Origin of the sequence: Kitasatospora sp. NPDC093679 (assembly GCF_040683455.1) — a bacterium.
Lineage (GTDB): Bacteria > Actinomycetota > Actinomycetes > Streptomycetales > Streptomycetaceae > Kitasatospora > Kitasatospora arboriphila.
Window position 1 is genome coordinate 34,454 of sequence record NZ_JBFBDW010000020.1, and the last position, 12,659, is coordinate 47,112.

The window sequence follows — 12,659 nt, forward strand, 5'->3', positions numbered from 1 at the left end:
GACAACCCCGGGCGCGCCACCGGCAGACCGATGCCGGACAGTGACACAATGCCCGGTTTCCGGCCGGTACACCCCGTGACGCGGTGTCAGGACGATAACAGGATCGGGCCGGTCAGCCCTCGGCAGACCGCTCCGCGGACTGCTCGACCGGGCCCTCCGCGGGCTGCTCCCCGGTGTCCAGGCCCAGGTGGGCCCGGGCCGCGTCGGCGCCCTGCTCCAGCAGCACCGCGAACCCGGCGTCGTCCAGGACGGGCACGCCCAGCTGCACGGCCTTGTCGTACTTGGAGCCGGGGTTGTCGCCGACCACCACGAAATGCGTCTTCTTGGAGACCGAGCCGGTCACCTTGGCCCCGCGCGAGGTCAGCGCCTCCTTGGCGCCGTCCCGGGTGTGGCCGGCCAGGGTGCCGGTGACGACCACGGTCAGGCCCTCCAGCGGCCGCTCGCCCTCGTCCTCGGCGCCGGCCTCGGTGAACCGCACGCCGGCGGCCCGCCACTTCTCCACGATCTCCCGGTGCCACTCCTCGGCGTACCACTCCTTGACCGCCCGGGCGATGATCGGGCCGACGCCCTCGGCGGCGGCCAGCTCCTCCTCGGTGGCGGCGAAGATCCGGTCCAGGTCGCGGAACTCGCGGGCCAGCGCCTGCGCGGCGACCGGGCCGACGTGCCGGATCGACAGGCCGTTCAGGTACCGCCACAGCGGGCGATCCTTGGCCGCGGCGAGGTTGTCGAGCAGCACGCTCAGCGACTTCTTCGGCTCGCCCTTGGTGGTGGCGAAGAAGGTCACCACCTTCTCCTCGCCGGTGCGGTCGTCCGGCTTGGGCATGCCGGTCTTGGGGTCGCGCACCAGCACCTTGATCGGCAGCAGCTGCTCCTCGGTGAGGCCGAAGATGTCCCCCTCGTTCTTGACAGGCGGCTCCGCGGGCTCCAGCGGCTGGGTCAGCGCGGTGGCGGCGACGTAGCCGAGGCCCTCGACGTCCAGCGACTCGCGGCCGCCGAGGTACGCCAGGCGCTCGCGCACCTGGGCCGGGCAGTACCGGGCGTTGGGGCAGCGCAGGTCGATGTCGCCCTCGGACATCGGGCGCAGCTCGGTGCCGCACTCGTGGCAGTGCGTCGGCATCACGAACTCCCGCTCGGTGCCGTCCCGCAGGTCCTCGACCGGGCCGAGGATCTCCGGGATCACGTCGCCGGCCTTGCGCAGCACCACGGTGTCGCCCAGCAGGACGCCCTTGGCCTTGACGACCTGCTGGTTGTGCAGGGTCGCGTACTGGACCATCGAGCCGGCCACCTTCACCGGCTCGGCCATGACCGCGTACGGGGTGGCCCGGCCGGTGCGGCCGATGCCGATCTTGATGCTGGTGAGCTTGGCGGTGACCTCCTCCGGCGGGTACTTCCAGGCGATCGCCCAGCGCGGGGACTTGGAGGTCGCGCCGAGCCGGCCCTGCAGCGGGATCTCGTCGACCTTGACCACCACGCCGTCGATCTCATGCTCGACGGAGTGCCGCTGCTCGCCGTACTGCTTGATGAAGGCCCGCACCTCGTCGAGGGTGCCGACCACCTGGTTGTGGCGGGCGGTCGGCAGGCCCCACTCGCGCAGCAGGTCGTAGGCGTGCGACTGGCAGTCGATGTCGAAGCCGACCCGGGTGCCGATGCCGTGCACCACCATGTGCAGCGGGCGGGAGGCGGTGACCAGCGGGTCCTTCATGCGCAGCGAGCCGGCCGCGGCGTTGCGCGGGTTCATGAACAGCCGGACCATCGCCCGCGGCCGTCTGCCCTCCTTGGCCCGTTCCTCGTTCTCCAGACGGCGGCGCTCGTTCTCGGCGGCGAAGGAGGCGTTCAGCGCCTCGAAGGCCTCCGTCGGGAAGTACACCTCGCCGCGGATCTCGACCAGCTCGGGGACGTTGTCGCCCTGCAGCCGGTGCGGGATCTCCTTGATGGTGCGCACGTTGGCGGTGATGTCCTCGCCGACCCGGCCGTCGCCGCGGGTCGCGGCCAGCACCAGCTCGCCGCGCTCGTAGGTGAGGTTGACGGCGAGGCCGTCCACCTTGAGCTCGCACAGGTAGTGGTAGTCGAGGCCGTCGAGCTCGCGGGCGACGCGCTCGGCCCAGGCGGCGAGCTCCTCGTCGTCCATCGCGTTGTCGAGGCTGAGCAGGCGCTCCCGGTGCTCCACCGAGGCGAAGCCCTCGGCGACGGCGCCGCCCACCTTCTGGGTGGGCGACTCGGGCGTGCAGAGCACCGGGTGCTCGGCCTCGATCGCCTGCAACTCCCGCATCAACAGGTCGAACTCGGCGTCGCTGACGACCGGCGCGTCCTGCTCGTAGTAGCGGACGCGGTGGTCCTCCACCTCGGCCGCCAGCTCGACGTGCCGCCTGCGGACCTCCGCGGGAACGTCCTCCCAGCCCTCGACCGCCGCCACCGTGCGCCTCCTACCGTCTCACTCCGGGTTGTCCGCCAGGCTCTGCGCGGCCCTGGCGCTGTACGTCAGCGCCCGGCGCGCGTACGCGGGGGACGCCCCCGCCAGCCCGCAGGTCGGTGTCACCACCACGCGGCGGGCCAGCAGCTCGGGGCCGAACCCGAGCCTCTTCCACAGCGTCCTGACACCCTGGACACTACCGGCCGGGTCCGACACAGCCGTGTCGGTGGAGGGCACGACACCGGCGAGGATCACCGTGCCCGCCTCGACGGCCTCGCCGAGGTCGTCGTCCTCACGCTCCGTCAGCAACGAGAAGTCCAGCGACACTCCGGCCACCCCGGCCCGGCGCAGCAGCGGGATCGGCACGCCGGGGGCGCAGCTGTGCACCACCACGGGGACGTCCAGGGCGCGGATCACCGAGCGCAGCGCCTCCTCGGCGACCTGCCGGTCGACGGCACGCAACCGCTGGAAGCCGCTGGCGGTCTTCACGGCGCCGGCCAGCACGGCGGGCAGCGAGGGCTCGTCCAGCTGCAGGACGGGCTGCGCGCCCGGCACCCGGCGGCGGACGTCGGCGAGGTGGCGGCGCAGGCCCTCGGTGAGCGACTCGGCGACGTCCCGGCAGGCGCCGGGGTCGGCGAGGGCCTTCTCGCCGTGCTTGAGCTCCACCGAGGCGGCGAGCGTCCACGGGCCTACGGCCTGCAGTTTGAGCGGGCCCTCGTGGCCCTGGGTGAACTCCTCCAGGGCGTCGAGGTCCTCGCCGAGCCAGGAGTGGGCGCGCCGGGTGTCGCGGCCGGGCCGGTCGGCGAACCGCCAGCCGCTCGGCTCCACCTGGGCGAACAGTTCGACCAGCAGACCGGCCCCGCGGCCGATCATGTCGGCGCCGGGGCCGCGGGCCGGCAGCTCCGGCAGGTGGGGAAGGTGCTCCAGCGCGCCGACCGCCGTCCGGGCCGCCTCCCGGGCGTCCGTACCGGGCATCGACCCGACGCCGGTGGCGGCGCCGTACAGCTCAGGGAATTCGGTGCTCACGCCGCACGAGCCTAGTGCGCCCGCGCGGTCCCGCCCACGACGGCGGCCCCGGCGCCGAGCGGGTGCTCGGTGCCGGGGCCGCCGGGTCGGTCAGGTGGGTGGGGCAGGTTGGTCGGCCAGGCGGGTCAGGGAGCCTGGTAGCCGAAGACGTCCACCACGACGTGCACGGGGTAGCCGCTGGCGTTGTAGAACGACACCTTGCCGTTCTTCACCGGGACCACGACCTGGTTGGCGATGGTCTGGCCCGCCACCCAGTTGAGGTTGGAGGCGTTCGGCCGGGCGGCGCCGTTCGGGTAGACCGTCAGGAAGCCGGGGCCGCCGGGCTCGGTCACCGTGACGTTCAGGGTCACGGCCGTCGCGTTGGGGACGTTGACCGCCAGGTCGAGGGTGCCCTTGGCCGCGACGGCGCCCGCGGGGCGGGCCGGTCCTTCGCCGCCGCCCCAGTTCTGGCGGGTGTCCATCGCCCGCCACGGGCCGAGCGGCCGGTAGGTGTCGAGGCCCTTGGCTCCGTAGTAGCCGGCGAGGTCGGCCACGATGTGCACGGTGCCGCCGGAGGAGTTGTGGAAGGAGACCTTGCCGTCCTTGACCGGGACGGTCACCAGGTTCGGGATCGTCCGGCCCGCCGTCCAGTTCAGGTTCGAGGCGTTGGGAACGGCATCACCGTGCGGGTAGACCGTCAGGAAGCCCGGCTTGGCGGTGTCGGTGACGGTCACGTTCATGGTCACCGCGGTCACCCCGCTCGCCGGCACCCCGGCCACGCCGGCCACCTGGAGTGCCACGTCGCCGCCGGCGGCGACCGCGGTGGTGGTCGGCACGCCGATCTTCGACCGGGTGTCCAGCAGCCGGGTCGGGCCGGCGGCGGTGAAGACGCTGCCCTTGGTGCCGTAGTAGCCGGCGAGGTCGGCCACGATGTGCGCGGTGCCGCCGGAGGAGTTGCGGAAGGACACCTTGCCGTCCTTGACCGGGACGGTCACCAGGTTCGGGATCGTCTGACCCGCCACCCAGTTGATGTTCGAGGCGTTCGGCATCTCGTCGCCGTGCGGGTACACGGTCAGGAAGCCCGGCTTGGCGGTGTCGGTGACGGTCACGTTCATCGTCACCGCCGTCACCCCACTCGCCGGGATCCCGGCGACACCCGCCACCTGGAGGTCGACCGTGGCACCGGGGGCCACCGCGGTGGTGGTCGGCACGCCCACCTTCTCCCGGGTGTCCAGCAGCCGGGTCGGACCGGCGGGGGTGAAGACGCTGCCGAAGTCCGCGAACTCCATCCAACCCCGGTCCCGGTAGCTGCTGCCGGTGCCGGTGTTCGAGATCACCGGGTCGTCGAGGATCGGGCGGCCCGGGCCGTCGGTGGTCAGCATGCCGGGCGCGTTCTCGTCCGCCGAGTCGATGATCGGGGACGGCGCGCCCTTCGGGTCCGACCGCCACGAGGAGCTCGGGTCGGCCACGAAGTCGTGGATACCCTGACTGCTCGCATCGGTGAACGCCTGCCGGTCCGTGTAGGCCGTGCCGGCCCAGTTGTAGGCGGCACCGCCGCTGAGCGGAGAGACCACGTTGTAGTCGACCTTGGTGCCGGCGGTGGCCGTCTGCGCGACGGTGATTCCGGTGTCGCGTGCATGCGACGCGCACGCCTGGTACGAGGTCGACGTGTCGACCACGTTGTTCTCGACGGTCGCACCACCGGAGGCACCGTTCAGCACGATGCCCGGCGAACAACGCGCGATGACGGTGTTCGCCACCACGACCGTGTTCGGCGCGTCGTTCACCAGCACGCCGGTCATGTCTTCCAGGTTGCTCGCGAAGATCCTGTTGGTGGTCACGACCGTACCGGTGGAACCGCCGTCCACCAGGACGGTGGGCCCCGATTTGAAGGCGAAACTGCTGCGGCCGTAGACCACGTTGCTGGAGCCGTTGGTGATCCTCACACCGCCCATCCAGGTCGGGACGCCCATGAAGGTGACGTCGGAGGCACCGTCCACCAGCACGGCCTGCTGCTGGTTCGCCTCGACCGACAGGCCCTCGATCCTGAGGTGCCGGGCACCCTGCACGACCAGCCCGTGACCGGGGCTGCCCGGCGCCTTGAGCCTGGCGGCGCCCGCTGCGCTGTGGAAGGTGATCGGCGCCTCGGCCGTGCCCGAGCGGGTGAGGACGACGTTGCCGTTGTAGTCGCCGCGCGCGATCTCGACCGTCTGGCCGGGCTCCACGACGGCGGCCGCGGCCGAGACCTGACAGAACGGGACGGCCTGCGTACCGTTCCCGGAGTCCGAACAGTACGAACCCGGAGCGTTGTTCACGTAGAGCGTGGCGCCCTCGGCCGCCGCACCGCCGGACGCGACGGCGGGCAGGCCGACCGCGCCGAGCACGGCGGCCCCGACGGCAGCCGCCATTCGATTCCTGTAGATGGTTGCCCCCCTGGGCAAGAAGAAGTGAGCCGCTGTCAGCGGAGCTCTCGACATTCGCACACACATGTGGATGGAGAGCGAACGGATCATGCCACAGCGGCGACCCGCATGCCAGGAGGAATTTCGCAGACGGACGGGCCCCGGCATGGATCGCCCTGCCGGGGGCCCGTCAGGCTGTTCGTCAGTTGCCGGGGCGGACGGTGATCTCGGTGAGTTCGGCGTCGCGCGGGAGGTCGAGCGCGGTGAGGATCGCGGTGGCCACGGACTCGGGGGCGATCCACTGCGCCGGGTCGTACGCGCGGCCTTCCTGGCGGTGGACCTTCTCCTGCATCGGGGTGGCCGTGCGGCCCGGGTACACGGTGGTGACCCGGACGCCGTTGCCGTGCTCCTCGGCACGCAGCGCATCGGCGAGCGCCCGGACGGCGAACTTGCTGGCCGCGTAGGCGGACCAGTCGGCGTCGGCGCGCAGCCCAGCACCGGAGTTGACGAAGACCACGTGGCCGCGGGCCAGCCGCAGCGAGGGCAGCAGCAGCCGGGTGATCTCCGCGGGTGCGACCGCGTTGACGTTCAGCTGCTCCTGCCAGGCCTTCACCGGGAGGTCGCCGACCCGGCCGAGTTCGACCACGCCGGCGATGTGCAGCAGCGAGTCCAGCTCGACCGGCAGGCTCTGGTGGCCGAACGCCCAGGACAGCTTCGCCGGGTCGCCGAGGTCGCCGACCAGGGTGGCGGCACCGGTGAAGCGCTCGCGCAGCTCGGCGGCGCGCCGGGCGTCCCGGGCCAGCAGCAGGACGTCCTCGCCGCGGGCGAGCAGTCTCTCGGCGACGACCGCGCCGATGCCGGAGCCGGCGCCGGTGATCAGGTGGGTTCCCATGGGGTGGTCCTGTCGTCAGAGGCGGTCGAGGGCCGCGAAGGCCTCGGCCGGGGTGGTGGCGAACACGACGAGCTCGGCCAGCGGACGCGGCAGGAAGCCCTCGGTCTCCATCCGCTCCAGCTGCATGCGCAGGCCCGCGTAGAAGCCCTCGGTGTCCAGGAACACCACCGGCTTGTCGTGCAGGGCGTGCTTCTTGAGCTCCAGCACCTCGGTGACCTCGTCCAGGGTGCCGAGGCCGCCGACCAGGACGACCACGGCGTCCGCGCGCTCCAACAGCCGGGCCTTGCGGTCGGCCAGGTCGGGCGCGGTGACCAGCTCGTCGGCGCCCTCGTAGGCCTTGTGCGCGAGCAGCTCCACGGAGATGCCGACGAGCCGGCCGCCGGCCTCCTTCACGCCGTCGGCCAGCAGGCCCATCAGGCCGGCGTGCGAACCGCCCCAGACCAGGGTGTGGCCGCGCTCGCCGAGCAGCCGGGCGAACTCGGCGGCCGGTGCGGTGTAGCGCTCGTCGAGCGAGTACGCGGAGCAGAAGACGGTGATGTTCACAGGACCCCAGATCTACCACGGGCGGCATCCCGCCCGACGAACGATTTCGGTGCGCGGTCGGCGGCGCGGCCGGTCGGCGCCGTACGGCGACGCCGCCCGGACGGCGACGGTGCTCGGACGGCGACGGTGCTCAGACGGCGACGGTGCGGCGCTCGGTGGTGGCGATCGTCGCCGAGCCCACCACCCGGGTGCCGTCGTACAGCACCACCGCCTGGCCGGGGGCGATGCCCCGGGCCGGGGTGTCCAGCCGGACGCGCAGCACCTCGCCGTCCAGCTCGGCGGTGACGGGCACCTCCTCGCCGTGCGCGCGCAGCTGCGCCGTGTACCGGCCCTCCCCCGCGGCGGGCTCGCCGCACCAGCGCGGCTTGACCGCGGTCAGCCCCAGCACATCCAGCCCCTCGGCCGGGCCGACGGTGACGGTGTTGGTCACCGGCGAGATGTCCAGCACGTAGCGGGGCTTGCCGTCCGCGGCCGGACGCCCGATCCGCAGGCCCTTGCGCTGGCCGATGGTGAAGCCGTACGCGCCCTCGTGCTCGCCCAGCTTGGTGCCGTCGGCGTCCACGATGTCGCCGGTGGCGGTGCCGAGGTGCCGGGCCAGGAAGCCCTGGGTGTCACCGTCGGCGATGAAGCAGATGTCGTGGCTGTCCGGCTTCTTCGCCACGGCCAGACCGCGGCGCTCGGCCTCCAGCCGGATCTCGTCCTTGGTGGTGTCGCCGAGCGGGAACAGCGAGTGCGCCAGCTGGTCGGCGTCCAGCACGCCGAGGACGTACGACTGGTCCTTCGCGCCGTCCACCGCGCGGTGCAGCTCGCGGCCACCACCGGGGAGGTCGACGATCCGGGCGTAGTGGCCGGTGCACACCGCGTCGAAGCCGAGGGCGATCGCCTTGTCGAGCAGCGCCGCGAACTTGATCTTCTCGTTGCAGCGCAGGCAGGGGTTGGGGGTGCGGCCCGCGGCGTACTCGGCGACGAAGTCGTCGATGACGTCCTCGCGGAAGCGCTCGGCGAGGTCCCAGACGTAGAACGGGATGCCGATCACGTCGGCGGCCCGGCGGGCGTCGCGGGAGTCCTCGATGGTGCAGCAGCCGCGGGCGCCCGTCCGGAACGACTGCGGGTTCGACGACAGCGCCAGATGCACGCCGGTCACGTCGTGGCCGGCCTCGGCCGCACGGGCCGCGGCGACGGCGGAGTCCACACCGCCGGACATCGCGGCGAGCACACGGAGGCGGGGGGTGGTCGGGGCACCGGCGAAGTCACTCATGATGCCCCCAAGCCTACGTGCTCCACCCGACCGAAATCCGGTCGGCACATCAGGGGCGCGTGGGGGCACCTCCCGACGTGCTGCCCCTGCGTTGCTTCCCGGCGGAGCGCGTCAGCGGCGGGCGGTGGCGAGGCCCGCGTTGCGGGCGCGTTCGACGGCCGGGGTGATGGCGGCGGTGAGGGCCTCGACGTCCCCGGGGGCGGAGGTGTGGCCGAGGGAGAAGCGGAGGCTGGCGCGGGCGAGCAGCGGGTCCGCCCCCATGGCGAGCAGCACGTGGCTGGGCTGCGGCACGCCCGCCGAGCAGGCGGAGCCGGTCGAGCACTCGACGCCCTGGGCGTCGAGCAGCATGAGCAGGGCGTCGCCCTCGCAGCCGGGGAAGGAGAAGTGGGCGTTGGCGGGGAGCCGTCCGGCCGGGTCGGGGTCGCCGTTGAGGACGGCGTCGGGGACGGCGGCGGTGACGGCGGCGACGAGTCCGTCGCGGAGGGTGCCGACCGTGGTGGCGAAGTCGCTGCGCCGTTCGACGGCGAGTGCGGCCGCGGCGGCGAAGCCCGCGGCGGCGGGCACGTCGAGGGTGCCGGAGCGGACGTCGCGTTCCTGGCCGCCGCCGTGCAGCAGCGGGACGGGGGTGGCGTTGCGGGCGAGCAGCAGGGCGCCGATGCCGTACGGGCCGCCGATCTTGTGGCCGGTGACGGTGAGTGCGGTGAGTCCGGAGTCGGCGAAGGAGACCGGGACCTGGCCGAGCGCCTGGACCGCGTCCGCGTGCATGGGGATGTCGAACTCGCGGGCGACGGCGGCGAGTTCGACGACGGGCTGGAGGGTGCCGACCTCGTTGTTGGCCCACATGACGGTGATCAGGGCGACGTCGGCGGGATTGCGGAGCACGGCCTCGCGCAGCGCGTCGGGGTGGACCCGTCCGTACGCGTCGACGGGCAGGTAGTCGACCTGGGCGCCCTCGTGCTCGGAGAGCCAGTGGACGGCGTCGAGGACGGCGTGGTGCTCGACGGGGCTGCACAGGATGCGGCGGCGGGCCGGGTCGGCGTCGCGGCGGGCCCAGTAGAGGCCCTTGACGGCGAGGTTGTCCGACTCGGTGCCGCCGGCGGTGAGGACGATCTCGCTGGGTCGGGCGCCGAGGGACTCGGCGAGCGACTCCCGGGACTCCTCGACGACCCGGCGGGCGCGGCGGCCGGCCGCGTGCAGCGAGGAGGCGTTGCCGACGACGCCGAGGTGGGCGGTCATGGCGGCGACCGCCTCGGGCAGCATCGGCGTGGTGGCCGCGTGGTCGAGGTATGGCATGGCGGCTCCCAGTGTAGGGGCCGTCACCGGGTGCGCCGGGCGGGAGGTCCGCCGGGGTCACGATTTGGCCATTGCAGCCCGTGCAACGCGCCGTTAGCCTCCTGCCTCACTGCCGTGCGTTGAGGGGTGGACGGATGTCGCAGACGGTGGACCGGGCCCTGACGATCCTCGCCTCGCTCGGAGAGGGTCCCGCCTCGCTCGAACAGGCGGCCGCCCGGATCGGCGTGCACAAGTCGACGGCGCTGCGGCTACTGCGGACCCTGCAGGAGCACGGCTTCGTGCACCGCCAGCCGGACCACCGCTACCGGCTGGGCGGGCGGCTGTTCGGGCTGGCGCAGCAGGCCCTGGAGTGCATCGACATCCGGCAGGTCGCCGCGCCGTACCTGGCCTCGCTGTGCGAACGGTACGGGCACACGGTGCAGCTGGCGGTGCTGGAGGACGGCTCGGTGCTGTACCTGGACCGGGTCGAGGGCCGGTACCCGGCGGAGCCGAGCGGCGCCCCGGAGGCGGCCGGCCGGATCGGCACCCGTGTCCCGGCGGCGGCGAGCGCGGCCGGCAAGGTGCTGCTGGCCGATCTGCCGGAGGAGCAGCTGACGGCCCTTCTGGACGGCCTGGACGACGGGCCCGGGAAGGCCGGTCCCCCGGCCGGCGGACTGCGGGCCGACGGGCTGCGGGCGGAACTGGCGGCGGTGCGCCGGCAGGGCTGGGCGGCGGGACAGGGCGGATACCGGGACTCGGTCGACTGCCTGGCGGCGCCGATCGTGGGCGCCGAGGGCCGGTCCATCGCGGTGTGCACCATCTCCGCCCCGCCCCGCCTCGCACCGGACGCCGAGCTGAGCCGGCTGCTGCCGGAGCTGCTCTGCACGGCGGAGGCGATCTCCCTGGCGTACGGCGGTTCGCCTACTCCTCGCTGGTGCGAGAATCGTTGCGGTGCCAGGCACGCGGTGCGCGCCAGCCGTACCTGAGCGCGAGCATCCGGATGGCGAAGGCGCTGAGCGCGGCCGCACCGGCGTTCAGCGGGGTGAGCCGGTTGCCGGCGATAAGCGCCGCGACGACGGTGGAGCCGACCAGGGCGGGCACGGCGTAGATCTCGCGGTCCCAGCGCAGCAGGGCGGGCGGTTCGAGGGCGAGCAGGTCACGGACGACGCCGCCGCCAGCCGCGGTGAGCATGCCCAGGGCGACGGACGGGACGAAGCCGAGGCCGTAGTCGTGGGCCTTGATGGTGCCGGCGACGCAGAACAGGCCGAGTCCGGCGGCGTCCAGGGTCTGCACGGCGGTGTTGATCCGTTCGACCTGCGGGTGCAGGAAGAAGACGACGAGCCCGGCGGCGAGCGGGGTGGAGAAGTAGCCGAGGTCGGAGAAGGCCGCCACCGGCGTGGCCCCGATGACCAGGTCGCGCATGACGCCCCCGCCGAGGGCGGTCGCCTCGGCGAGGACGCAGATGCCGAAGATGTCCATGTTCTTGCGGACGGCCAGCAGGCCGCCGGACAGGGCGAAGACGAAGATGCCGACCAGGTCCAGGGCCTGCTGCAGCCCCGGGGAGAAGATTTGCGAGCTCACCGCCCCATCCTCCCTGGTCGGATTGTCCGATCTTGCACCACCCGGCTGCGAGCCACGCCCGGTCGGGGGACCGCCCCGGGCGGCACCGTTGCGGCGGACTCCGTTGCAGGACCGAAGGACGGGGGGCGCGGGTGCCGTACGGCGCCGTCGACCGGTGCGACTGCGGAGCCGCCCGGCCGAACGGGCGGCAGCCGGTCCGCCGCGGCTGCCTGACGCCGTACGCACTGCTGCGGCCGGGGTTCCCGACCGGCACCGTCGAACCGGCCGCCGGCGAGCAGGCGGTGCTCGGCCGGGACCCGGTGCAGTCGCCGTACGCGCGGCTCTTCCGGGACCTGCCCATCATGTCGGCACGCCACCTGAGGGCCGGGGACTCCCGCCCGCGGACCACGTCGGAGAGGTCGACGACCACGTCGGCGGCGAGCACGTCGACGGCGAGGTGCGGCTCCGGCTGCACGGCACGGAAGGCGGCACCCCGCCGTCGGGCGGTTCGGTCCTTCGCCCGATCGGGTCAGGCGAAGGACTCCTGCGGGGCCGGGCCGCCGAGGGCGTTGCGCCGCTCGGGCATCGCCAGGGTGGTCATCCGCCGCCAGCCGAGGGCGCGTTCGTAGAGGTAGACGCCGTGGATGCCGGCCGCGAGCGCCGCCGACTTGGCGCGCGGCCAGCGGAGGATCGCCCCCATGTGCGCCATGACGGCGAGGCTGACGTCGCGGTAGGTGCGGATCTCGGCGTGCGCGGTCCGCTGAAGGGTGGTCAGGATCGCCCTGCCGTGGCCCTCGGCGGCGAGGCGCAGCAGCTCCTCGTGGCAGAAGGCGAGGTGGTTGTCCTCGTCGTTGGAGATCATCCGTACCGCGCGGCCGACCACCGGGTGGTCGCCGAAGACCTTCTTCAGCAGCTGCATCTGCTCGGCGGCGCGCTGCTCGGTGACCCGGCTGTGCGCGAGGTAGGTGATGACGTCCTGCTGGGTGAGCGGTTCGTCGCGCTTGAGCCTGGTGTGGGCGAGGCCGATGCCCTGGCGTTCCAGCATCATCGTGTAGTCGGTGTCGTCGGGGACGTCGACCGGTGCGAGGCCGCGCTTGTGGAGCAGGGCGTTGAAGATCCGGCCGTGCTTGTCCTCGTCGGCGCCGTGGCGGGCGATCTTGGGGGCGAGGACCTGGTCGGAGACCAGCTTGGAGATCCGCCCGTTCTCCCAGCCGCCCTGGTCCTCGCCCTTGGCGGCGATGCTGCAGAACAGCCGGAACGAGTCGTCGTTGTCGTGGATCTCCTGGAACAGGCTGCGTGCGGAGAGCATCTGGCCCA

At 73.1% G+C, this 12,659-nt stretch carries 10 protein-coding genes; 1 reads left to right on the plus strand and 9 read right to left on the minus strand.

Annotation, left to right across the window (positions count from 1 at the left end; translation table 11 throughout):
- Positions 1–112: 112 nt before the first annotated feature.
- The 7 genes from ligA to AB0O09_RS18540 form a co-directional block, all read right to left on the minus strand.
- Entirely contained in the window at positions 113–2,413 is a 2,301-nt protein-coding gene (ligA, locus tag AB0O09_RS18510) for an NAD-dependent DNA ligase LigA (protein WP_363542710.1), read from the minus strand.
- 18 nt (positions 2,414–2,431) lie between these two features.
- Entirely contained in the window at positions 2,432–3,436 is a 1,005-nt protein-coding gene (locus tag AB0O09_RS18515) for a methionine synthase (protein WP_363542711.1), read from the minus strand.
- A gap of 125 nt (positions 3,437–3,561) precedes the next feature.
- A complete protein-coding gene (locus AB0O09_RS18520) occupies positions 3,562–5,823 on the minus strand; it encodes a right-handed parallel beta-helix repeat-containing protein (RefSeq protein ID WP_363542712.1) in 2,262 nt (753 codons plus the stop codon).
- A 196-nt stretch (positions 5,824–6,019) separates the two neighbouring features.
- Positions 6,020–6,709 carry an SDR family oxidoreductase gene (locus AB0O09_RS18525; protein ID WP_363542713.1) on the minus strand — a complete coding sequence of 230 codons (690 nt, stop codon included), beginning with the start codon at positions 6,707–6,709 and terminating at the stop codon, positions 6,020–6,022.
- A gap of 15 nt (positions 6,710–6,724) precedes the next feature.
- Positions 6,725–7,252 (minus strand): TIGR00730 family Rossman fold protein, encoded by a 528-nt coding sequence (locus AB0O09_RS18530; protein ID WP_363542714.1) that lies wholly within the window; start codon positions 7,250–7,252, stop codon positions 6,725–6,727.
- Between the two features lie 130 nt (positions 7,253–7,382).
- Entirely contained in the window at positions 7,383–8,510 is a 1,128-nt protein-coding gene (mnmA, locus tag AB0O09_RS18535; RefSeq protein ID WP_363542715.1) for a tRNA 2-thiouridine(34) synthase MnmA, read from the minus strand.
- A 111-nt stretch (positions 8,511–8,621) separates the two neighbouring features.
- Positions 8,622–9,803, minus strand: a complete 1,182-nt coding sequence (locus AB0O09_RS18540) for a cysteine desulfurase family protein (protein ID WP_363542716.1) — start codon at positions 9,801–9,803, stop codon at positions 8,622–8,624.
- Between the two features lie 134 nt (positions 9,804–9,937).
- On the opposite strand from AB0O09_RS18540, the gene AB0O09_RS18545 reads away from it, so the two are divergent.
- Entirely contained in the window at positions 9,938–10,768 is an 831-nt protein-coding gene (locus tag AB0O09_RS18545) for an IclR family transcriptional regulator (RefSeq protein WP_363542717.1), read from the plus strand.
- On the opposite strand, the gene AB0O09_RS18550 is transcribed toward AB0O09_RS18545, so the two are convergent.
- Together AB0O09_RS18550 and AB0O09_RS18555 are read right to left on the minus strand one after the other, a co-directional pair.
- The gene (locus AB0O09_RS18550) at positions 10,704–11,363 is read right to left on the minus strand and encodes a trimeric intracellular cation channel family protein (protein WP_344622903.1); all 660 of its coding nucleotides are present in this window, start codon (positions 11,361–11,363) and stop codon (positions 10,704–10,706) included. The genes AB0O09_RS18545 and AB0O09_RS18550 overlap by 65 nt on opposite strands.
- Before the next feature lie 508 nt (positions 11,364–11,871).
- Positions 11,872–12,651 (minus strand): ferritin-like domain-containing protein, encoded by a 780-nt coding sequence (locus AB0O09_RS18555; protein ID WP_363542719.1) that lies wholly within the window; start codon positions 12,649–12,651, stop codon positions 11,872–11,874.
- Between the last annotated feature and the right edge of the window lie 8 nt (positions 12,652–12,659).

Coding starts and splice junctions, on each gene's coding strand:
- AB0O09_RS18545 (WP_363542717.1), top strand. CDS start 9,938: ATGTCGCAGACGGTGGACCGGGCCCTGACGATCCTCGCCTCGCTCGGA.
- AB0O09_RS18540 (WP_363542716.1), bottom strand. CDS start 9,803: ATGCCATACCTCGACCACGCGGCCACCACGCCGATGCTGCCCGAGGCG.
- AB0O09_RS18520 (WP_363542712.1), bottom strand. CDS start 5,823: ATGGCGGCTGCCGTCGGGGCCGCCGTGCTCGGCGCGGTCGGCCTGCCC.
- mnmA (WP_363542715.1), bottom strand. CDS start 8,510: ATGAGTGACTTCGCCGGTGCCCCGACCACCCCCCGCCTCCGTGTGCTC.
- AB0O09_RS18525 (WP_363542713.1), bottom strand. CDS start 6,709: ATGGGAACCCACCTGATCACCGGCGCCGGCTCCGGCATCGGCGCGGTC.
- AB0O09_RS18555 (WP_363542719.1), bottom strand. CDS start 12,651: ATGCTCTCCGCACGCAGCCTGTTCCAGGAGATCCACGACAACGACGAC.